The 22088-nt window shown below is 40.4% G+C and carries 18 protein-coding genes and 1 pseudogene; 14 read left to right on the top strand and 5 right to left on the bottom strand.

What is annotated here, in order from left to right; genetic code table 11:
• From D0T84_RS22600 to panB, 3 genes and pseudogenes are all read right to left on the bottom strand, one after another.
• Positions 1-219, bottom strand: a pseudogene (locus tag D0T84_RS22600) (hypothetical protein); the annotation flags it as partial.
• 328 nt (positions 220-547) lie between these two features.
• Positions 548-2632, bottom strand: a complete 2085-nt coding sequence (locus tag D0T84_RS16525; RefSeq protein ID WP_163308970.1) for a DNA topoisomerase 3 — start codon at positions 2630-2632, stop codon at positions 548-550.
• A 262-nt stretch (positions 2633-2894) separates the two neighbouring features.
• Positions 2895-3713, bottom strand: a complete 819-nt coding sequence (gene panB, locus D0T84_RS16520) for a 3-methyl-2-oxobutanoate hydroxymethyltransferase (protein WP_163308969.1) — start codon at positions 3711-3713, stop codon at positions 2895-2897.
• 616 nt (positions 3714-4329) lie between these two features.
• On the opposite strand from panB, the gene D0T84_RS16515 reads away from it, so the two are divergent.
• The 14 genes from D0T84_RS16515 to D0T84_RS16450 all read left to right on the top strand — a co-directional run bounded on the left by D0T84_RS16515 (position 4330) and on the right by D0T84_RS16450 (position 20234).
• Positions 4330-5664: a TolC family protein gene (locus tag D0T84_RS16515; RefSeq protein ID WP_163308968.1), complete on the top strand. Its 1335-nt coding sequence runs from the start codon at positions 4330-4332 to the stop codon at positions 5662-5664.
• 49 nt (positions 5665-5713) lie between these two features.
• A complete protein-coding gene (locus D0T84_RS16510; protein WP_163308967.1) occupies positions 5714-6931 on the top strand; it encodes an efflux RND transporter periplasmic adaptor subunit in 1218 nt (405 codons plus the stop codon).
• Positions 6932-6961: 30 nt separating this feature from the next.
• On the top strand, positions 6962-7702 hold the full coding sequence (locus tag D0T84_RS16505; RefSeq protein WP_163308966.1) for an ABC transporter ATP-binding protein: 741 nt from the start codon (positions 6962-6964) through the stop codon (positions 7700-7702).
• A 9-nt stretch (positions 7703-7711) separates the two neighbouring features.
• On the top strand, positions 7712-8932 hold the full coding sequence (locus D0T84_RS16500) for an ABC transporter permease (protein WP_163308965.1): 1221 nt from the start codon (positions 7712-7714) through the stop codon (positions 8930-8932).
• Between the two features lie 2 nt (positions 8933-8934).
• Positions 8935-10026, top strand: coding sequence for a sensor histidine kinase (locus D0T84_RS16495; RefSeq protein WP_163308964.1), 1092 nt, complete (start codon positions 8935-8937; stop codon positions 10024-10026).
• The gene (locus D0T84_RS16490) at positions 10023-10724 is read left to right on the top strand and encodes a LytTR family DNA-binding domain-containing protein (protein ID WP_163308963.1); all 702 of its coding nucleotides are present in this window, start codon (positions 10023-10025) and stop codon (positions 10722-10724) included. Before D0T84_RS16495 ends, D0T84_RS16490 begins: the two co-directional genes overlap by 4 nt.
• A 547-nt stretch (positions 10725-11271) precedes the next feature.
• Positions 11272-13101 (top strand): dihydroxy-acid dehydratase, encoded by a 1830-nt coding sequence (gene ilvD, locus D0T84_RS16485; protein WP_163308962.1) that lies wholly within the window; start codon positions 11272-11274, stop codon positions 13099-13101.
• 55 nt (positions 13102-13156) lie between these two features.
• Positions 13157-14845, top strand: coding sequence for a biosynthetic-type acetolactate synthase large subunit (gene ilvB / locus D0T84_RS16480; protein ID WP_370525516.1), 1689 nt, complete (start codon positions 13157-13159; stop codon positions 14843-14845).
• A 91-nt stretch (positions 14846-14936) separates the two neighbouring features.
• Positions 14937-15482, top strand: a complete 546-nt coding sequence (gene ilvN / locus D0T84_RS16475; protein WP_163308960.1) for an acetolactate synthase small subunit — start codon at positions 14937-14939, stop codon at positions 15480-15482.
• Positions 15483-15544: 62 nt separating this feature from the next.
• On the top strand, positions 15545-16282 hold the full coding sequence (locus D0T84_RS16470) for an acyl-[acyl-carrier-protein] thioesterase (RefSeq protein ID WP_163308959.1): 738 nt from the start codon (positions 15545-15547) through the stop codon (positions 16280-16282).
• A 44-nt stretch (positions 16283-16326) separates the two neighbouring features.
• Positions 16327-17373 (top strand): ketol-acid reductoisomerase, encoded by a 1047-nt coding sequence (ilvC, locus tag D0T84_RS16465; RefSeq protein ID WP_163308958.1) that lies wholly within the window; start codon positions 16327-16329, stop codon positions 17371-17373.
• A 112-nt stretch (positions 17374-17485) separates the two neighbouring features.
• Complete coding sequence (locus tag D0T84_RS16460) at positions 17486-18652, top strand: hypothetical protein (RefSeq protein WP_163308957.1); 1167 nt, start codon at positions 17486-17488, stop codon at positions 18650-18652.
• Between the two features lie 39 nt (positions 18653-18691).
• Positions 18692-19309 (top strand): hypothetical protein, encoded by a 618-nt coding sequence (locus D0T84_RS16455; protein WP_163308956.1) that lies wholly within the window; start codon positions 18692-18694, stop codon positions 19307-19309.
• Positions 19310-19637: 328 nt separating this feature from the next.
• Positions 19638-20234 (top strand): 30S ribosomal protein S16, encoded by a 597-nt coding sequence (locus tag D0T84_RS16450; protein ID WP_163308955.1) that lies wholly within the window; start codon positions 19638-19640, stop codon positions 20232-20234.
• Between the two features lie 72 nt (positions 20235-20306).
• Here D0T84_RS16450 and D0T84_RS16445 read toward each other — a convergent pair whose 3' ends face one another.
• Positions 20307-21185: a creatininase family protein gene (locus tag D0T84_RS16445; RefSeq protein WP_163308954.1), complete on the bottom strand. Its 879-nt coding sequence runs from the start codon at positions 21183-21185 to the stop codon at positions 20307-20309.
• A 341-nt stretch (positions 21186-21526) separates the two neighbouring features.
• Positions 21527-21778, bottom strand: coding sequence for a hypothetical protein (locus D0T84_RS16440; protein WP_163308953.1), 252 nt, complete (start codon positions 21776-21778; stop codon positions 21527-21529).
• Between the last annotated feature and the right edge of the window lie 310 nt (positions 21779-22088).

Raw genomic sequence — 22088 nt, 5'->3', positions numbered from 1 at the left:
AAAATTGAATATATTCTCGAAATTTATTCTAAAATATTGTTCACAGTACCGGGAAAAACGAGCAAGTTGCAAGAAATTTATTTTACCTTTAATGCATAAATAAAACATTAGCAGGTGGAATATAAAATTTTTTCTTGTCTGCTTGATATTTGAAAAAATATCTGAACTTAAAGTATTAAGTATAAATGCATTAGCATTTGGATATTCGTTGGTTGTCATTACTTTATAGATTTTGGTCAATCTACTAAGATATTGATAATCAGCGAACTATCCAAATTATTTAATGCTTATTTTGTTGAAAATCAATCAATTATATCTATTTATAACGAACTATTGATATAGGAACTATACTTCGTTTCTTTATAAAAAGTAACAATCCCTTAAAATAAATAATAATTGATTATCAGTTATTTAATAGCAAAAAGTGACAAAGGTGACACCTTTTACACTACTTTATATTGTTACCTTTTTTCGTTTATAAATATATAAGCTTACCCCTTTATATAAGATAAATTTAGCGTAGAAATATACAGATTACCAACTGTCACTATTTATACTTATCTTCGAGAACAGCCCTGAGTTCGGCATTACTCAGATCCGCTCCGGATTCTTCGAAGGGTAAACGGAATGCACAGCCCGATTTCCATCCGGAACAGCCATAAGCGGTTTTCCCTTTCAATACCGAGCCTTTTTTGCATAGCGGGCATAAGACTATATTCGTATCGGGTTCTTTCTTCGGCTTCTCAGCTTTTTCTTTTTTTTCTTTCTTTTCCGATGGTGTCTTTTTCTTTGTGGTAGTTTTCTTCTTAGGCTTTTCTTGTTCCTTTACAGCCTCCTCGATGGTGATGGTCGTTCCCCAATCACTTTTTACATTGGTCACTATTTCCGAGAGCATTTGTTTCAGTTCGTCTATAAACTGGCGTGGGTCATACTCATTTTTCTCTATTTGCCGCAGTTTTTTCTCCCAGATACCGGTCAGTTCGGCCGATTTAAGAAGTTCTTCCTTTATTGTGCCGATAAGCTCTACCCCTGTTTGTGTAGCATACAGGTTTTTGCGTTCCTTACGGATATAGTTCCGTTTGAACAACGTTTCGATAATTGCCGCACGGGTTGATGGCCTGCCAATCCCGTTATCTTTGAGGGCATCACGCAACTCGTCATCATCTACAAGCTTTCCCGCAGTCTCCATCGCCCGCAAAAGAGTAGCCTCTGTATAGTATTTTGGCGGCTGTGTCCATTTTTCATTCAAAGCTGGTGTATGAGGCCCTGATTCTCCTTTTTCGAAAGCAGGCAGGATATTATCATCCTTGTCCGCTTCTTCTTCCTTTTCGTCCTGTGTGTCTGACTGCCTTTCGTATACAACACGCCATCCCGGCTCCAGAATCTGCTTACCCGTAACTTTAAATTCTACCTTGTTGACCTCTCCCAATACGGTGGTCGTAGCTATTTTGCAGTTAGGGTAGAACGCTGATATAAAACGGTTTGTAATAAGATTATAAACTTTTTGTTCATTGCCTCCCATCGCGTTTGCCCTTACACCGGTAGGTATAATGGCGTGGTGGTCTGTAACCTTGCTATTATCAAAAACTTTCTTGGATTTTGGAATTTTGGCAGCCAGTATAGGTTTTACCAATTCTTCATACCCAGACAAACCTCGCATAATAGCCGGTATCTTAGGATAAATATCATCGCTCAGGAAAGTAGTATCCACACGGGGGTATGTAACCAGTTTCTTCTCATACAGAGCCTGTATGGTTTTCAATGTTTCTTCAGCCGAAAAAGCAAACTTCTTATTACACTCGACCTGCAATGCGGTCAGGTCGAACAGGCGAGGAGGCGCTTCCTCCCCTTTCTTTACGGATACATCTGTTACTACAAAATCGGCTTCCTTTATTTCATCCAGAAATTTTTCGCCTTCCTCCTTTACCGTGAATCGCCCCTTTGTGGCAGAGAATGTGGTTTCCCTGTACACTGTTTTCAGTTCCCAGTATGGTTCTGGTTTAAAATTTTCAATTTCCAGTTGACGGTTTACTATCAGTGCCAATGTAGGAGTTTGTACACGTCCGATGGATAGCACCGACCTGTTTTGCCCATATTTCACGGTGTACAGGCGCGTGGCGTTCATTCCCAGCAGCCAGTCTCCTATTGCTCTGGATAGCCCTGCTTCATACAATTTATCAAAAGCAGCCTGCTCTTTCAGGTTAGTAAAACCCTCACGCATCGATTCCTCCGTCAGCGAAGATATCCACAGACGTTTGACAGGAACTTTACACTGGGCTTTCTGCATTACCCAGCGCTGTATAAGCTCTCCTTCCTGTCCGGCATCCCCGCAGTTTATCACCTCATCCGCTTTTGCAATAAGGGATTCGATAACCCCGAACTGTTTTTGGACACCATCATTATCTATTAGCTTGATACTGAAACGTGGCGGGATCATTGGCAATACTTCCAGCGACCAGCGTTTCCACTGCGGAGTATAATCGTGTGGCTCTTTCAGTGTACAAAAATGCCCGAAAGTCCATGTAACCTGATAACCATTACCTTCGAAGTAGCCATCCCTGCGGGCGGTTGCCCCTAAGATGCTCGCTATTTCCCTTGCTACACTTGGTTTTTCAGCTATACAGACTTTCATTCACTTAAATTATTTTCAAAATAATGAGGTTCTATTCTTCTTGCTAAGGTTTTATATAAACACTATACTGGTTATCGGGACTATATTCCCGCCGATACTGATAATCGTCGGGTGCATAGAAATACTGATACATAGCAATAGTGAACACTGCTAATAAAACTAAAAAACATACCGTTTTTTATAATTATCTTACCTGTCCTCATTTGTGTTTGGTAAATAATTATCAGGCACAGTAAGATGTCAAATTTCTCGTTTGTTAGGCCTAATAACTTTCACTTTCGTTCGGGAAATCCGAAGTTTTCACATCTTTGATATAATTCTGAACGGCCTCTGTCATCACAGTATGCAGGTCAGCATAACGGCGCAGGAATTTAGGCGAAAAGTTCTTGTTTATACCCAGCATATCATGCACTACAAGTACCTGTCCGTCGGCATGTGGCCCTGCCCCGATACCTATTACCGGAATAGAGAGTCTGGAAGTTGCTTCTTTCGTCAATTCGGAAGGAATTTTTTCCAATACAACGCCGAAACAACCTATTTCCTGAAGCAACAGGGCATCTTTAATTAGTTTCGCTGCTTCAGCATTATCTTTAGCCCTTACATTGTATGTGCCGTATTTATTGATAGACTGAGGCATAAGTCCCAAGTGCCCCATCACAGGGATTCCCGCGTCTATAATTTTCTTAATATCAGGCAGGATTTCCTCTCCTCCTTCTATTTTCAGGGCATCGGCGCCTGTTTCCTTCATCATACGGATAGCATATTCCAATGATTTCAGCGGATCGCCCGATACGGTACCAAAAGGCATATCCACTACCACCAACGCACGTTTTACGGCATTCATGACAGATCGTCCATGATAGATCATCTGATCCAATGTCATGGGCAGGGTGGTGATATTCCCCACCATCACATTAGACGCCGAATCGCCCACCAGGATTACATCCATTCCGGCCTGATCGACAATCGAAGCCATTGAATAATCATACGATGTGAGCATCGAAATCTTTTCGCCACGCTGTTTCATTTCTATCAGGCGGCGTGTAGTGACCTTACGGTTATCTTCTGTATATGTAGACATACTTTTTACTGTTTTATAATTAGAAACTCCGGAATTAAAGACACAAAGATATAATTTAAGAATGGATTTACGGATGAATTCATCCATCATAAAAACAAAACAAAAGAGCAATAGGTTGTTATCTGCTGTTCTTTCAGTCAAATAAGTAGTGTTATGAAAAAATTATAATTTCTTTGCCCATCCCGCAGCACCTGTCAGGTGAAAAGGAGCCTTATCACATTTGAACTTTAGCTAAAGATGCCCTATTTGTCGATAAAATCGGCCAGTTCGTAGATTATGGTTGTAAGTAATAATTAGCTCTCATACTTTTGATATAAAAAAGGAAATTACCGGAGGGAGAATCTGTTCCTGAAATGCCGGACAATGAGATGTTTTGAAAACATGAAGATATTATTAGAGCCTGTTTATATTTTAGCGAAAATTTTTATTACAGGTTCAGGTCAATAGTTCTTAGCAATTTTTTTATGCTCTTTTTAGCGTATTTTTGGCTCCGCCGATTTTCAATTCCCTTTTTACTCTTGGTTTAGCCCGCTAAACCGGCTAGCAAAAATGATAAAATCCATCTAAAAATAGCTATAAAAAGATTTGCTATAAAATTTAAACAGACTCTTAAATTATGAGCATTTATTTTACTAAAAGTTTGTTAGGTTTAGTAATGGCAGTAACCGGATTAGCATTGCCGGCTACTGCCTTCTCTCAAAAAAAATGGACATTAAGAGAATGCATAGACTATGCCAGACAAGAAAATATCCAGGTAAAGAAATCAATTATTTCGACCCAAAGTTACGATGTAGACTTATCACAGTCAAAGGCGGCTTTGTTTCCCAGTTTGAGCGGTAGTATTTCACAGCGTTATACCAATTCCCAATCGCCTGACGGAAACGGAGATTACCATTACGAAGGACTGTTTAACGGGCAATATACATTAAGTGCAAGCTGGACACTGTATAACGGAGGGATAAATAAGAATAACATAAAACAGGCTCAACTGCAAAAAGACGCACAAAGCCTGACTACAGAAAACATTCAGAACGAAACCGAAATTGCCATCACCCAGGCATACCTGCAAATATTATATAGCAGGGAATCTATAAAAAATAACCAGAATATTGTAGCGTCCGACTCGGTACAACTGGTGCAAACAAAAGATTTCCTTGATGCGGGAAGTATTACCCGAAGCGAATATGCACAGGTAGAATCACAATACAGCAGCGACAAATACAACCTCGTGCAGGCTCAAACATCATTTGAAAACTATAAACTTCAATTAAAACAATTATTGGAGTTGGAGTATGATGAAGAAATCGATATCGTATTTCCCGAAATCAATGACGAGGATGTATTGCTATTTATTCCTTCAAAGTACGAAGTGTACAGGCGTGCTCTGGAAATAATGCCGGAAGTAGCCAATAGCAAAGTGAATGTTCAGCTGGCAAACCTGAATAAATCAACTGCCAAAGCCGGATATTTACCAACGGTATCAGTTACAGGAAGCATAGGCACAGGGAATATTTTCAACAACTCGCCTTCTTTCGCTACACAGATCGGACGGAACTTCAACCAAACGATAGGTGTAACGGTAAGTGTCCCTATATTCGATAATAAACAGAACAGTTCGAATGTAAAGAGAGCTGAGCTTAATGTGCAGACCGCGCAACTGAACCTGATAGATACAGAAAAGACATTGCTGAAAACAGTTGAAAGCCTGTATCAGGATGCAGTAGCCGGACAAAGCCAGTACAGGGCGGCTAAGGATAAGGTAAATTCATCCGAATTAAGTTATCAACTGGTACAGGAACAATATGCGCTCGGTATGCGCAACACGGTGGAACTCACAACCGAAAAAAACAATTATGCGAATGCCCTGCAATCTTTATTGCAGGCTAAATATACAGCATTACTGAGCATAAAACTATTAAATTTCTATCAGGGACAGGAAATCACACTTTAAGTAACACAACAAAATAATAAAATAGGTCTGCGGCCTTAATGAGAGAAAAATGAAAAAGAATTCAAAAAAATATCTGATAATAGCAGCTATAGTTATTACATTAGGTTGTATTGCTTTCTTTATACTTCCTGAAAGCAAAAAAACAATCACAACATTAAGTACAGCGAAGGCTGTGAAAGGAAACCTTTCTGTAGCTGTCACAGCAACAGGAACAGTAGAACCTATTACCCTTGTGGAAGTAGGTACGCAGGTTTCGGGAGTTATTTCTAAAATCTATGTTGATTATAATTCGGAAGTAAAAGCCGGGCAAGTACTGGCTGAACTGGACAAAAGGCTACTTTCCTCCGAATTGGAAAATGCAAATGCTACACTCCAATCGAGACAAGTAGACCTTGACCTCCAGAAGAAGAATTATGACAGGCAAAAAGGCCTTTGGGAAAAACAGGCGATCAGCAAAGTAGACTGGGAGAATGCAGAATCTACATATAAAACAGCGCAACTGGCTGTGACTTCGTCAAAAGCAGCAGTACTGAAAGCCCAGACAAATCTGGGATATGCAACTATTACTTCCACCATCGATGGGGTTGTTGTTTCCAGAGCCGTGGAAGAAGGCCAGACTGTAGCCGCCTCATTCAGTACTCCTACTCTCTTTACCATTGCGAACGACCTGACCAAAATGCGTGTAATAGCCAATGTGGATGAAGCAGATATAGGCGGTGTAAAAGAAGGCCAACGGGTGTCTTTCAATGTGGACGCTTTTCCTGAAGACGAATTTGAGGGAAAGGTTGTACAGGTAAGGCTGGAAGCTACCACAACATCTAATGTGGTTACATACGAAGTAGTAATTGATGCACCTAATCCGGATTTAAAATTAAAACCGGGGCTTACTGCAAATGTAAATATCTACACGATGGAAGAAAAAGATATACTGCTGATACCGTCTAAAGCCATGCGCTTTAACCCTGTCTCTGATGTAATGAAAGATGTAGAAGGAATAAAGGTGTCGGAGGAAAAAATAGCTGCCGATCCGAATAATAAATTACAAAAAGTGATATGGGTGAAAGCAGGTAGCCAGTTAGTCCCTAAGCTGGTAACCCTGGGGCAAAGCGATGGGGTGCATGTAGCTGTTATCAGCGGCCTGAATGGCGGAGAAGACGTAGCCACCGGAATATCACAACAGATGAATGGAACTCCGCCCGAAGCACCAGGCAATGGGGAATCCAGTCCTTTTATGCCGCAACGTCCGGGTGGCAACAAGAAAAAATAAGGCTATAATGCTAAAATAATAAGTCATACAATGGCAAAAGAAATAATAAGAGTCGAAAACCTGAAACGCGACTATGTCGTAGGAGACGAGGTAGTACATGCCCTGAGGGGAGTAGACTTCACTATATCCGAAGGTGAATTTGTTACCATTATGGGTACAAGCGGATCGGGAAAATCCACCCTGCTGAATATGCTGGGATGCCTCGATACCCCCACCGAAGGAGACTATTATCTGGACGGAATATCTGTCCGCAAAATGGGGAAAAACGACAGGGCTACCCTCCGCAACCGAAAGATTGGCTTCATATTCCAATCATACAACCTGTTGGCAAAGACTACAGCTGTAGAGAATGTAGAACTACCTCTGATGTACAATCCTGACGTATCGGCAAAAGAACGTCATCAAAGAGCCATCAAGGCGCTGGAGGAAGTGGGATTGGGAGACCGCTTAAACCACAAATCAAACCAGATGTCGGGCGGACAGATGCAACGCGTGGCAATAGCCAGGGCACTGGTAAACGAACCTGTGATTATACTGGCTGACGAGGCTACCGGTAATCTGGATACGCGCACCTCATTCGAAATACTGTCTCTGATGCAACGACTGCATGCCGAGGGACGTACCATTATATTTGTTACGCACAATCCCGAAATAGCGGCATTCAGTAGCCGCAATATTGTCATCAGGGATGGTCGCATCAAAGAAGATACTGTAAATCCGAATATTCAGTCAGCCAGAGAGCATCTGTCTAAGTTGCCGGTAGAAAATTAATATGTAAAGATGAATTTTGTCAATCTATTTAAAATAGCGCTAAGAGCCCTGAACGGAAATAAATTCAGGGGATTTCTCACGATGCTGGGCATTATTATCGGTGTAGCGGCTGTAATTACCATGCTCGCAATCGGACAGGGATCGAAAAAAAGTATCCAGGATCAGATTTCGACAATGGGATCCAATATGATAAATATACGTCCCGGTACCGGGCAGTTTGGCGGAGTACGCCAAAGCTCATCCAGTATGCAGACATTGAAACTTGAAGATTATGAGGCGATTGTAGATCAGGCTGAATTTATATCGGCGGCCACACCCGAAGTATCTTCATCCGGGCAGGTCATATTCGGGGCAAACAATGCGCCGACAACTGTTTATGGAGCAAACCCTTCTTATCTGGACATACGTAAATATACAATAAATCAAGGGGAAATGTTTACCGAAGCAGATGTGAAAACTTCGGCCAAAGTATGTGTGATTGGACAAACTGTTGTTGAAAACCTGTTTACAAACGGGGAAGACCCTGTAGGACAAACCATACGTTTCAATAAGATACCATTCAAAGTCATCGGTGTACTCACCTCAAAGGGGGATAATACCATGGGAATGGATCAGGATGATATGGTTATAGCCCCATATACAACTGTACAAAAGAGAATCTTAGCGATAACATATATACAATCCATCGCCGTTTCGGCTGTAAGTGAAGACGCCACGGACGATGCTATTGCCGGTATAGAAGATATATTGCGCCAGCAACATAAAATAGGCGCAAATGATGAAGATGATTTCAATGTACGTTCACAGAAAGAATTAATATCCATGATGAGTTCCACCACCGATATGATGACCATACTGCTGGCTTGTATAGCCGGAATCTCTCTACTGGTAGGAGGTATAGGCATTATGAACATCATGTATGTATCTGTAACGGAACGTACCCGCGAAATAGGGCTACGTATGTCTATCGGTGCCAAAGGGATAGATATACTCATGCAATTCCTGATAGAATCTATACTCCTGAGTGTTACCGGTGGTATTATAGGTGTCATTTTAGGCATTAGCAGTGCATATATTGTAAAAAATCTTTTGGCCTGGCCTATAGATATTCAAGTTTATACTATAGCTTTGTCTTTTATTGTGTGTACAGCTACTGGTATATTCTTCGGGTGGTATCCGGCAAAGAAAGCGTCAAACCTGGATCCGATAGAAGCCCTCAGATACGAATAATTATGAGAAACCTTGTAAAGATATTTCCGCATCTACTCATCTGGACTATTGTACTGATAGTCCCCACCTATCTGGTGTCGAGGGAAGGTGTATTCGACCTAAAACCTTTCTACAGCTATACAGTACGTATAGCGATATTTGCTATTCTGTTCTACTTCAATTATTTCTATCTGATAGAAAAGTTTTTATTTAAGCGTAAGATTATACTTTATGTTGTTATCAATATAGCCCTTATCGCAGTGCTTGTGATGTTACAAACAGTAATTTCGGAGAGTATAATGGCTACCATCCCTCCAGACATACAGGACGGTATGCGAGAGGGACATCCCAGAATGGAAAGAGGAAAACACAGAGGTCCGGGTGGTCCGCCTTTTATGCGCTTTATTATCGATTATATGTCTATCATATTTGTCATCGGTCTTAGTGTAGCTATAAAAACAACAATACGCTGGTACAGGGATTCTATAAACTTCGAAAAAGTAAAAAGTGTGCAACTCGAAGCTGATCTACGTAATCTGAGAAGCCAGCTTAATCCGCATTTCCTATTCAATACCCTGAATAATATCTATTCCCTGATAGCCATCGACCCCAACAGGGCTCAAGACGCTGTTCACAGATTAAGCAACCTGCTGCGTTATGTGATGTACGATAATGATGAAAAGTTTGTTCCGATGGATAAAGAATTGGAATTTACAAAGAACTATATAGATCTGATGAAGCTACGCCTCGGTCCGTCAGTCAAATTAAATATCACAATCGAAAATGCCGGAAGCAAAGACCTTATAGCTTCCCTAATGTTTATTACACTTATCGAGAATGCATTCAAACATGGTATTAATAATGGAGAAAATAGTTTTATAGACATCAGCATATTAGTTGACTCAGGTAAAGGAGTTTTATGTACCGTAGAGAACAGCTTTGTTGAAAAAAATGTAAATTTAGAGTCTGAAAAATCGGGAATAGGGTTGGCTAATCTCTCCAAAAGGCTGGAACTGCTGTATCCCAACAAACACGAATTTGTGGTAGAAAACCGTACAAACAGTTTCTTTACAATGTTAAGAATAGATTTCAGCAAAACAGAAGTGGAAGTATGAATCTAAAATGTGTAATTATCGACGATGAACCTTTAGCAATAGATTTATTGAAATCTTATGTGCTCAAAACACCTTTCCTCGAATTGGCAGGGGCGTTCGATAACGCATTATCCGCAATAAATACCATCAACGAAAACCATGTAGATGTTTTATTTCTCGATATAAATATGCCGCAAATCAACGGTATTGAATTTTCTAAAATGGTACCTGCCTCCACCCGGGTGATTTTCACCACAGCCTATGACCAGTATGCTGTAGAAGGATTCCGGCTGAATGCGCTCGATTACCTGTTGAAACCGATTAATTATCCCGATTTTCTGCAAGCAGCAAATAAAGCGCTGGAGTGGTTTAAGCTGACTGATGCCGGACAAACCTCCAACAGCATATTTATAAAATCGGGGTATAGAATGGAAAAACTATACTTCGACAATATATTATATATCGAAAACCAGAAGGATTACGTAAAGTTCCATCTCGAAGACCAGAAAGAGCCGGTAAGTTCATTGATGAGCATGCAATCGCTTGAAGAGAAATTACCCTCAAAAATATTTATGAGGGTGCACCGTTCCTTTATAGTCAATCTGGAAAAAATAAAAACAATAGAACGCAACTGCATTGTATTTGGTAAAGAATATATCCCTGTTTCAGAATCTTATAAGGTTAAATTCGCGGAATTTCTGAATAAATATTTTTTCTAAAGAAGCCATCTCGCAAAGCTATTTAAGTAACCGTTAGGAAATTTCTCGTTCTGATTTTTAGAATTGTTTTTGAGATAATTTTTATTTCCACGAAGCGATAGTAGCGGGCTACTTGAGCTGAGTGAAAGAGAAAATTAGCCGAAAACAAGCTAAAAATGAACGAAGAACTCTTAACCTTTCTCTTATGAAAAAGAATTCGTGAAATTTCCTAACAGTTACTAAGAGTCTGTTAGAAAATTTCACCTTCAAATTTTCAGAATAAGAAGGGATTATTTTTAAGCTTTTAAGAATTATTTATAGACAAGTTTCCCAAACAACCGAAAAAAAACCTGATAAAATTTGTTTTTAAAAAAAAGTTTATAACTTTGTGTTCACTTTTATAGCGAAATAATGACAAATTGTTTTTTACATATCCTCAGTCTCGTGATTATTCTCCTCGTCGGTCAGAGTAAATGAGAAAGGTATGTACATTAATGTAATATAAGGAAATGAACAAATATAGCCTTTCTCGTGTCTGAGAAAGGTTTTTTTTTAATATGAATATGTTATGGGATTTGAATTAAGAAGTTCGACCAGTACACAAGGCAGGCGTATGGCCGGAGCCAGAGCTCTATGGAGAGCCAACGGCATGAAAGAAGAACAGATGGGAAAACCTCTGATCGCGATAGTGAATTCATTCACTCAGTTTGTTCCGGGACATGTACACCTGCACGATATTGGACAGAGAGTCAAAGCCGAAATAGAGGCATTAGGCTGTTTTGCCGCCGAATTTAATACCATAGCTATTGACGATGGTATTGCCATGGGGCATGACGGGATGCTGTATTCGCTTCCCTCTCGCGACCTCATTGCCGACAGTGTGGAATATATGGTAAACGCGCATAAAGCCGATGCCATGATATGCATCAGCAACTGCGACAAGATAACTCCGGGTATGCTGATGGCTGCCATGCGATTGAATATACCTACCATATTTGTATCCGGTGGCCCAATGGAAGCGGGCGAACTGGACAATCAGCACCTCGACCTGATAGACGCCATGATCAAAGCGGCTGACGATACGGTTTCCGACAAGGAAGTAAATGCAATCGAACGTGCCGCCTGCCCTACCTGCGGTTCTTGTTCCGGTATGTTTACAGCCAACTCTATGAACTGCCTGAATGAAGCGATAGGGTTAGCCCTGCCGGGGAACGGTACAATAGTAGCAACCCATGCCAATCGCCTTAAATTGTTTCAGGACGCGGCAAAGCAGATTGTAACCAACGCTTACCGTTACTACAGGGACGGGGACGAATCAGTACTGCCCCGCAACATTGCTACAAAAACAGCTTTTCTGAACGCAATGACACTTGATATAGCTATGGGAGGCTCTACCAATACCATTCTCCACTTATTAGCCATCGCTCAGGAAGGCGAAGTGGATTTCACAATGGATGATATAGACAAGCTATCACGCAAAACGCCATGTTTGTGTAAAGTTGCGCCTAACACCCAGAAATATCATATACAGGATGTAAACCGCGCCGGTGGTATCCTCGGCATTATGAACGAACTGGGCAAAGGAAAATTAATAGATACTTCAGTTCCGAGGGTTGATGGCCTTACACTTGCACAGGCAATAGATAAATATAATATAACCCTAAGTGACCCGCAAAAGGAAGCCGAAACCTTATATAAATCCGCACCCGGAAATAAGTTCAATCTAGTTATGGGTTCACAGAATAACTACTATCCCACTCTGGACACTGACAGGGCTAACGGATGTATCCGCGATATGGAGCATGCTTATACAAAGGATGGTGGTTTAGCTATCCTGAAAGGCAATATCGCCCTGAACGGCTGCGTAGTAAAAACTGCCGGAGTAGACGAAAGTATCTTTAAATTTTCGGGAACAGCAAAGGTTTTCCATTCGCAGGATGCCGCTTGTGAAGGTATTCTGAAAGGTGATGTACAAGCCGGAGACGTGGTTGTTATCACTTACGAAGGGCCTAAAGGCGGTCCGGGAATGCAGGAAATGCTTTACCCCACTTCGTACATTAAATCGAAACACTTGGGCAAAGAGTGCGCTCTGATTACAGACGGACGTTTCTCTGGCGGTACATCCGGCCTTTCTATCGGGCACGTTTCGCCCGAAGCCGCCTCAGGCGGAGCCATTGGCTTAGTTAAAGACGGCGATATAATCGATATAGACATTCCTAACCGTTCCATAAACGTTCGTTTATCTGATTCGGAACTAGAAAACCGCCGCCAACAGGAATTGGCGAAAGGTAAAGACGCATTTAAACCAAACCGTGACCGTGTAGTATCGAAGGCACTGCGTGCTTATGCCAGCATGGTTAGTTCGGCTGACTTGGGGGGAGTGAGAATAATTGAATAATGGAGAAATATTACAGTGAGATAAATTTAGAAATCTTTAAATATTGAAATATAATATGATAACAGGACGCGAAGCTCTTATCAAAGCACTACTTGATGAAGGAGTTGATACAATTTTCGGGTATCCGGGCGGACAGATAATACCTGTTTTTGATGCCTTGTACGATTATAAAGATAAAATTAATCATATACTTGTACGCCACGAACAAGGAGCCACACATGCTGCTCAGGGATATGCGCGTACATCGGGTAAAGTAGGTGTAGCACTTGTTACATCGGGTCCTGGAGCCACCAACACGATTACCGGAATAGCCGATGCGATGCTCGACAGTACCCCTATTGTGGTTATTTCGGGGCAGGTACCCTCTTCACTATTAGGAAGTGATGCTTTTCAGGAAGCCGATGTGGTAGGCATTACCCAACCCATCTCCAAATGGTCGTACCAGATACGCAAAGCGGAAGATATACCGCATGCTATTGCGCGGGCGTTTTACATAGCCTCCAGCGGACGTCCGGGCCCTGTGGTTATAGATATTACGAAGGACGCCCAAAACGGGCTGCTCGAATATAAATATGAGAAAACAACATTTATTCGCAGCTACCAGCCAAAACCGGAAGCAAAGCCTCTGGAAATCGAAACTGCCGCCGAAATAATCAATAATGCCAAAAAACCTTTGGCACTTGTAGGACAAGGTGTTATCCTCGGCAATGCGGAAAAGGAGTTACTTGCATTTCTCGAAAAAGCAGGTATTCCGGCTGCATCTACTGTGCTGGGGCTGTCTGCAATCCCTTCGGGTCATCCTTTGCAGGTGGGTATGCTGGGAATGCACGGCAATATAGGTCCAAACCAGAAAACAAACGAATGCGATGTGCTTATCGGAATCGGAATGCGTTTCGACGACCGCGTTACAGGTGATCTGAATACATATGCCAAGCAGGCTAAAATAATCCATTTTGATATAGATAAAGCCGAGATAAACAAGAATGTACCTGTTACTGCGCGTGTTCTGGGAGATGTAAAGGAAACACTGCCAAAAGTTACAGAATTGCTTCAACCTGCTGAACACCCTGAGTGGTTGCAAGAGTTTAAGGCCTGCTATGATAAAGAATACAATGCTGTTATAGAAAATGAATTGTTTCCGGTATCCGGACAATTAAAAATGGGTGAAGTAATCCATAAAGTATCCGAAGCTACAGAAAATAAGGCGGTTTTGGTAACGGATGTAGGCCAACATCAGATGATGGCTGTACGCTATTTCAAATATAACCGGAGCCGCAGCGTGGTTACTTCCGGTGGATTGGGTACTATGGGCTTTGGGCTTCCGGCCGCTATTGGGGCAAAATATGGTACGCCAGACCGTACGGTATGCCTCTTTGTGGGTGATGGAGGTATTCAGATGACTATACAGGAACTAGGCACAATTATGCAGTATGATATAGATGTGAAAATTATCCTTCTGAATAACCATTTTCTGGGAATGGTGCGCCAGTGGCAGGAATTATTCTTTAATGAACGTTACTCCGAAACAATTATGAAGAATCCTGATTTCGTAAAAATAGGAGAAGCTTATAATATTCCATCCAGAAAAGTTGAAACCCGTGAGGAATTGGATAAGGCTATATCCGAAATGGTTAACCATAAAGGAGCCTTCCTGCTGGATGTACAGGTAGAGACTAAAGGAATGGTATATCCGATGGTTCCGGCAGGTGCTTCGGTGACTAATATATTATTGGGTAATGAGTAATAATTAAGTTAGCAAATTCGAAAATTAGTAAATTTGAAGATTGAATTATATTTGCTAATTTGCTAATCTGCTAATTCTCAAATTAAAGAATATGCAAGATAAAACATTATATACAATAACTATATTTTCAGAAAATACAGTTGGGCTGCTGAGCCAGGTTACAAGTGTTTTTGTTCGCCGCCAGTTGAATATCGAGACATTGTCAGTTTCGGCATCGGCATTGGAAGGCATACATAAGTTTACCATTACAGTATTCTGCGACGAAGATGTAATAAAGAAGGTCGTATTGCAGATAGATAAGCGTGTGGATGTATTGAAAGCGTACTACAATACAAATGACGAACTTATACATCAGGAAATAGCGCTTTATAAACTGTCTACCGCCGATTTTTTGAAAATACAATCGGTAGAGGAACTAATAAGGAAACATAATGCGCGCATTCTGGATATTAATGAAAACAGTGTTGTTCTGCAAAAAACCGGACATTATCAGGAAACGCAGGAATTGTTTGAAGAACTTAGCAAGACAATAGGGGTACTGCAATTTATACGCTCGGGGCGCATCGCTATTACCAAGTCTAAAATAGAACGCCTGAGCGATATGCTAGCCAAGCTGGATAAGAAACAGATTAATTGATGTGCTAATGTAAAAATTAGCATATTAGCAAATGATAATTCATAACTTATAATTCCACATTCATGTTCGCACCTATAGGAAAATACGAATTTACGATTGATGCATACCTTACAGATTTCAGGGGAAAAGCTACATTGCCTATGATAGGCGGATTTTTGTTGCAGGCGGCAACAAAGCACGCTGACGAACGCGGATTCGGATACTCATCTATGACATCCCAACAGCGTGTATGGGTACTCTCGCGCATGGCTATCGAAGTATTCGAATACCCTAAAAATGATACTGTAATGACGATCAATACATGGATTGTCAGTGTAAACAGGCTGTTTACAGAACGCCATTTCGAGTTCGAAGACGGCGATGGAAAGGTAATAGGCTATGCACGTTCCCTTTGGGCTTCTATTGATTTGGAAACACGAAAACCAACTAACCTGCTGGAACTATGCGGACTATCGGATTATGTACACAGCGGAAAGGAATGCCCGATAGAAGGCCTTACGAAAATTCCACTATTGAAAGATCATTTCGAAGTGGCAAGCGAATTTGTAGTGAAATATAGCGATGTAGATATAAATAAACACCTGAACAGTATGAAGTATATCGAACATTTCGTAGATGTATTCGATATCGAAATGTTTAGGGATAAGGAAATCAGACGGATAGAAGTAAACTATATATCAGAGGGGCATTATGGCGCCAAACTGGATATATTGAAACGAGAAGAAGAAGATTCCGTATTCATACTGGAGATGCGCGATGGAGAAGCTAATGTTTGCTCTACACGTATCACTTGGAAATAAAATATATATTTTGATTTTTAATTTAATAAAAACATTTACTAAAAATGGCAGAAATGAACTTTGGCGGTGTAGCTGAAAAAGTAGTTACCCGTGAAGAATTTCCTTTGGAAAAAGCAAGAGAAGTATTAAAAAATGAAACAATCGCCGTTATCGGTTATGGCGTTCAAGGTCCGGGACAAGCTTTAAACCTGAGAGATAATGGTTTCAATGTGATCGTAGGACAACGCAAAGGTGGAAAAACATGGGAAAAAGCCATCGCTGATGGTTGGGTACCCGGCGAAACACTGTTCGATATAGAAGAAGCTGCGGCCAAAGGAACAATCATACAATACTTATTGTCTGATGCTGCACAGATAGAAGTATGGCCTCGCCTTAAACCTTATCTGACAGCCGGAAAAGCTTTGTATTTTTCTCACGGCTTTGGTATCACTTACAAAGAACGTACAGGAATTATCCCTCCTGCCGATGTTGACGTAATACTTGTTGCCCCTAAAGGTTCGGGAACAAGCCTTCGCCGCATGTTCCTTGAAGGACGCGGCTTGAATTCGAGCTACGCTATCTTCCAGGATGCTACAGGACGCGCATTCGAAAGAACTGTATCTCTGGGTATTGGTGTAGGTTCGGGTTACCTGTTCGAAACAGACTTCAAACGCGAAGTATATTCTGACCTTACAGGCGAACGTGGTACACTGATGGGCGCTATTCAGGGTATCTTGCTTGCACAATATGAAGTGTTGCGTGAAAACGGACACTCTCCGTCAGAGGCATTCAACGAAACAGTAGAAGAATTGACCCAGTCCCTGATGCCGTTATTTGCAGAAAAAGGTATGGACTGGATGTATGCCAACTGTTCTACCACAGCTCAACGCGGTGCTTTGGACTGGATGGGGCCTTTCCACGATGCTACAAAACCGGTATTTGCAAAACTTTATTCGGAAGTAGCAAACGGTAATGAAGCGCAACGCTCTATAGATACCAACTCAAAACCGGATTACCGCGAAAAACTGGAAGAAGAACTGAAAGCGCTTCGCGAAAGCGAAATGTGGCGCACAGGCGCAGTGGTTAGGAAACTGAGACCGGAAAATAATTGATGTAACTGTTGATATACCGGAAAGGCTGGACAAGGTTCAGCCTTTTTTATTTATATCATTTTTGCTTTCTTTTCAATTATATTATATATTTACCACATAAAACTTACAAACTATGAAAAAGAAACTACTCGTTGTAATCTTCATTTTAGCTTTAATTATCATTGGCGTCTTTATCTATAAATGCACACAAAGCACATCAAGGCTTGAGTCGGAATATTTCACCATCGAAAATGGCTCATATATCAACCAGAAACTTCCTGTTCAGGAAGATGGCGCCGTACTGATTTCCAATTTACAGTTAAACAAAACGGTTATCAACGGAGGTTCTAATATTATAAACTTTACTTCATCGGTTTTGCTGGGCGAAGCGTTAATCAGCGCGAAGGAGGTTGACGGATACATTAACGTCCCGTTGCAACATACATACGATGAAGCATCCAAGCTATATAAGTACACAATGGTTTTGCTGCTGAGCCAAAAACTATCCGAAAAATTCGATTTGGATATGGTGGTGAAAGCAAAAGACGGAACCATCAGCAAACCATATAATACAGGTATCAATGTAGTTGAAGCCGGTACAGGTTCTTTGCAGGTAAGCCTGTCGTGGAATCTGGACGACGATGTAGACCTGCATGTTTTCGAACCGGACGGAACGGAAATCTATTATGGCTCTCCCTTTTCCTTCCCTGACGATCTGGATATGAATAAATTCTATTTCGACCGCAATGTATGGATTGTAAAAAAGCATAAACCGGACAGCGATTATGATTTTGACCAATCGAGCCTGATATCCAGATTAAAGTTGAAAGCTGTCTTATTCACATTGTATGGAAAGGTAAATATGAGAAAAGAAACAGCTCTTTATATGAGGGAACAAAATATTGCCTATTCGGGCGAACTAGATATAGACTCCAATGCAGGATGCACGATTGATGGTATAAGGAATGAAAATATATTTTATGTGAAACCAGAGCCAGGCACCTATACAGTAAAAATAGACCTGTACAGCAAATGTACCACAGAAAGAAATAGTGCAGAAGGTACAAAATATGCTGTAACTGTAAAGTATAACAACGAAGATATGAAACTGGATACAGGAAAAGACCAGTTGACAGGCCAGTTTCCTGAATCGATGAAAAGTAACGGAAACCGGAAAGAAGGATTAATAGATATCTGTACATTTACAATACCGGGCGAGAGGAAGGCTCCGGTAAAAAAAGAAAAAATAGATACGGATATGTCTACCTATTTCGATAAGGTTTCCGGCTTGCTCAGATGATAATTTTTCTATTTTATTTATAATATAATACGATATTACATGAAGAAAACATTTATTTTCACCCTGGCAGTATGCTTTGTCGGTATAACCCTGTTTAATTCCTGTTCGGGATGTGTAAAAAAAGTTTCGAAAAAAGTTGCCGAAACTGGGATAGAAGCAGTGGAAGGTGTAGCCGAAGCAGTAGATGAACATGGTGCCCAAATTGGAGAAAAAACGACGGACGCAGTGGGTAAATTAGCCGAAGGTGTAGGCCGCAGCCTCGACAGGCAAATGAACGAACATGCCGAAAAGGTAGCATCTGTAATGGGGCGTACCCTGGTGCAAACCGTAGAAGGCCTCGATAAAGGAGTGGTAGGGGAATACTATGAACCTATTTCATATAATGCGAATATATGTACAGGAGTCAACCTCGACTATTTAGGAAAAATTAAGTCTAAAGCAGTTGTCGATGCATATTTTATCATTCTCGAAAAAGGTACTTATCAATGCAAAATTGAATTGGAAGGTTCTAAAGGCGTATTCCTTACAAAAGAAACGGATATAGAAAAACCGAAGGCCGAGCGCAAATTTACCCTTGTCAGTTTTGCTTTAAATCCTGAAGAGGAAAAAGAATTTGCTAATATTACATCTGCAAAAGTGACAGTTAAGAAGAAATAAATTTGATATTTAGAGTCTGTTTAAATTTTATAGCAAATCTTTTTTATAGCTATTTTTAGATGTATTTTATCATTTTTGCTAGCGGGTTTAGCGGGCTAAACCAAGAGTAAAAAGGGAATTGAAAATCGGCGGAGCCAAATAGACGCTAAAAAGAGCATAAAAAAATTGCTAAGAACTATTGACCTGAACCTGTAATAAAAATTTTCGCTAAAATTTAAACAGGCTCTTAGGATTTTACCCCTATAGTAAGTTATATATTCAAAACTTATTCTTATCTTTGCAGCCGCTAATAACAATTATGTATAATTAAAATTAACAAAAGAAAGAAATGGCTACAAAGATCCGTTTACAAAGACGAGGACGTAAAGGTTATCCTTTTTATCACATCGTCATTGCAGATAGCAGAGCTCCACGTGATGGAAAATTTATTGAAAAGGTTGGTTCGTACAATCCGAACACCGATCCTGCTACAATAACTATAAATTTCGATAGGGCTTTGTACTGGTTACAAGTTGGTGCTCAACCTACCGACACTACACGTAACATCCTTTCTGAACAAGGCGTTCTGTTAAAGAAACACCTTCTTGGTGGTGTTGCTAAAGGTGCATTCTCTGAAGAAGATGCTGAAAAGAAATTTGAAGCATGGAAAGCAGAAAAAGAAAAAGGTACTCAGGCTGCCATCAATAAAACTCAGACAAAAGCTCAGGCAGAAGCTAAAGCCCGTTTAGACGCTGAAAAAGCTGCGAACAAAGCAAAAGCCGAAGCTGTAGCTCAGAAAAAAGCGGAAGCAAATGCCGCACAGGCTGAAGCAGAAGCGGAAGCTGCTCCTGCTGAAGAGGTTGCAGAAGAAGTAGTAGAAACACCTGCTGCTGAAACTGAAACTCCTGAGGCTCCTGCTGCTGAAGAAGAAAAAAGTGCTGAATAATTATAAAACAGCATAATGAAATAAAGCATCCAAAATTGGATGCTTTATTTTTTTAGGCTCAAAATCATATTATTAGCGTACAACAGTATCTAGTGGGGAAGTGCTTTCTTTAAAGAAATCGTTCTGTAGGCGGATTGTAGTTTGATCGCCTTTTACTATTTTTACTACTTCGGCAAGTTGATCTCCGCGTTGTTGGAGGCTGATCTCTCCCAATTCTTTATGTGCATCTTTAGCATCTCCTGCATAGTGGTTCGGATATTTTGCATACCACCAGATGCCGGTATATACATTTTTGAGTTGCAGGCGATCCATATCTTTCCCTGATTCGGCAGTCGCCTGATCCAGTTTTACCAAATCGGGACGAATTGCCATTACCGAACTTGTTTCTACTTCATCGGCATGGCCTCCTGTCGTTGATTTTCGCATCGATGTTATTTTCTTTTGTGTCTCGGCATCTACCGATGGGGTAAACAGATATACTGCGTAATCACGTTGCTTTTCCAGTTGTGTCTGGCAAAAATATTGCAGGAATGTAGTATTCCCACCGTGGGAATTAGCCAGAATTATCTTCTTTATGCCGTTTCGGGATATTTCCTGACAGGTTTCTTCCAGCATTTTATATATCAGTTCCGAACTGTAAGCGATAGTTCCGGGTTGCTGCTTTGCCTCGAATATCTGTCCTACAAAATAATAAGGATACACAATGCAATATTCTTTCCCCGCAGCACGGCGGCTTATTTCACGCGCAGTATATACATCAGTGCCCAAAGGCAAATGCGGGCCATGCTTTTCAATAACTCCCATCGGGATTATGCATACGCCTTCCGATTGCTTTACAGCTTTTACAAAGTCAGGTGCAGTAAGCTCTTCCCAGCCAATCGGTAATTTGCCCTGTGCGGACAGAAACAGGCAAAGAGAAAAAGCCGCAGTAATTAATAATAGTTTTTTCATAATAATGTTATTGATTTAATAGGTAATAGTAATACAAGTTTAGCCTTTTTATACTGAAATACAAAACAGACACATAAAGAAATTAATCTTATAGCAGAAAAGGCTATTTCAATAATTGAAATAACCGGTTCTATTGCTCCAGCTCGCCTAATTAGAAATAAAGGAAGTTTGAAGTAATCTGTCTGCCAATTAAGATGCCTCATTTGTTTTTTCTAACAACCGAATTTTCGGACTGACCCAGTTTTTGTTTAATCGGGTAGGAGGGGAGTGCTATAAAACAAAAAGGATATAATAGCCTTTTCTATTACATCCTTTTTATTTTTTCTTATTTATGGATTTTCTTAAGCAGCCTTGTTTTTGCAACAAGATTTCTTTTCTTTAGTGCATGCTGTTTTGTCTTTGCAGCATTCTTTCTTACAATCTTTTGTACATTCAGTTTTATTTTTTGTGCATTCTTTCTTACTACAGTCTTTTGTACATTCAGTTTTAGCTTTGCAGCAACTATCTTTTTTAGGAGTCTTATCCTGAGCCATTACACTTGTAGATGCAACCAGAGCTACACACATAATTGCCGACATAATTAATTTCTTCATTTTTCTTTAACTTTAATTGATAGAACGTTTTATATTTGACCAACTACAAATATAAGTGCTATTCGATTATAATAATATTAACAGAAGTTAAAAAAAATAGCGGAATTAATTTGCAATGATTCTAAATTGAGACGGCCACCTGTTGCTCTTTCTTAGAGTCTTTTTAAATTTTATAGCAAATCAATAGCGTCCTAAATAAAAAGTGAGAGGTTTTCGTTTTCTGTTCCTTAAAGTTACCTTTGAGGTGCAACACAAAAAACGAACCTCTCATGGCAAAAATAACATTATTCGCTCAAATTCTTAGCAAACT

This window comes from Dysgonomonas sp. 521 (assembly GCF_010501055.1).
Classification (GTDB): domain Bacteria; phylum Bacteroidota; class Bacteroidia; order Bacteroidales; family Dysgonomonadaceae; genus Dysgonomonas.
This window is presented reverse-complemented; position numbering and strand designations above follow the sequence as displayed.

Coding starts and splice junctions, on each gene's coding strand:
- D0T84_RS16525 (WP_163308970.1), bottom strand. CDS start 2,632: ATGAAAGTCTGTATAGCTGAAAAACCAAGTGTAGCAAGGGAAATAGCG.
- panB (WP_163308969.1), bottom strand. CDS start 3,713: ATGTCTACATATACAGAAGATAACCGTAAGGTCACTACACGCCGCCTG.
- D0T84_RS16515 (WP_163308968.1), top strand. CDS start 4,330: ATGAGCATTTATTTTACTAAAAGTTTGTTAGGTTTAGTAATGGCAGTA.
- D0T84_RS16510 (WP_163308967.1), top strand. CDS start 5,714: ATGAAAAAGAATTCAAAAAAATATCTGATAATAGCAGCTATAGTTATT.
- D0T84_RS16505 (WP_163308966.1), top strand. CDS start 6,962: ATGGCAAAAGAAATAATAAGAGTCGAAAACCTGAAACGCGACTATGTC.
- D0T84_RS16500 (WP_163308965.1), top strand. CDS start 7,712: ATGAATTTTGTCAATCTATTTAAAATAGCGCTAAGAGCCCTGAACGGA.
- D0T84_RS16495 (WP_163308964.1), top strand. CDS start 8,935: ATGAGAAACCTTGTAAAGATATTTCCGCATCTACTCATCTGGACTATT.
- D0T84_RS16490 (WP_163308963.1), top strand. CDS start 10,023: ATGAATCTAAAATGTGTAATTATCGACGATGAACCTTTAGCAATAGAT.
- ilvD (WP_163308962.1), top strand. CDS start 11,272: ATGGGATTTGAATTAAGAAGTTCGACCAGTACACAAGGCAGGCGTATG.
- ilvB (WP_370525516.1), top strand. CDS start 13,157: ATGATAACAGGACGCGAAGCTCTTATCAAAGCACTACTTGATGAAGGA.
- ilvN (WP_163308960.1), top strand. CDS start 14,937: ATGCAAGATAAAACATTATATACAATAACTATATTTTCAGAAAATACA.
- D0T84_RS16470 (WP_163308959.1), top strand. CDS start 15,545: ATGTTCGCACCTATAGGAAAATACGAATTTACGATTGATGCATACCTT.
- ilvC (WP_163308958.1), top strand. CDS start 16,327: ATGGCAGAAATGAACTTTGGCGGTGTAGCTGAAAAAGTAGTTACCCGT.
- D0T84_RS16460 (WP_163308957.1), top strand. CDS start 17,486: ATGAAAAAGAAACTACTCGTTGTAATCTTCATTTTAGCTTTAATTATC.
- D0T84_RS16455 (WP_163308956.1), top strand. CDS start 18,692: ATGAAGAAAACATTTATTTTCACCCTGGCAGTATGCTTTGTCGGTATA.
- D0T84_RS16450 (WP_163308955.1), top strand. CDS start 19,638: ATGGCTACAAAGATCCGTTTACAAAGACGAGGACGTAAAGGTTATCCT.
- D0T84_RS16445 (WP_163308954.1), bottom strand. CDS start 21,185: ATGAAAAAACTATTATTAATTACTGCGGCTTTTTCTCTTTGCCTGTTT.
- D0T84_RS16440 (WP_163308953.1), bottom strand. CDS start 21,778: ATGAAGAAATTAATTATGTCGGCAATTATGTGTGTAGCTCTGGTTGCA.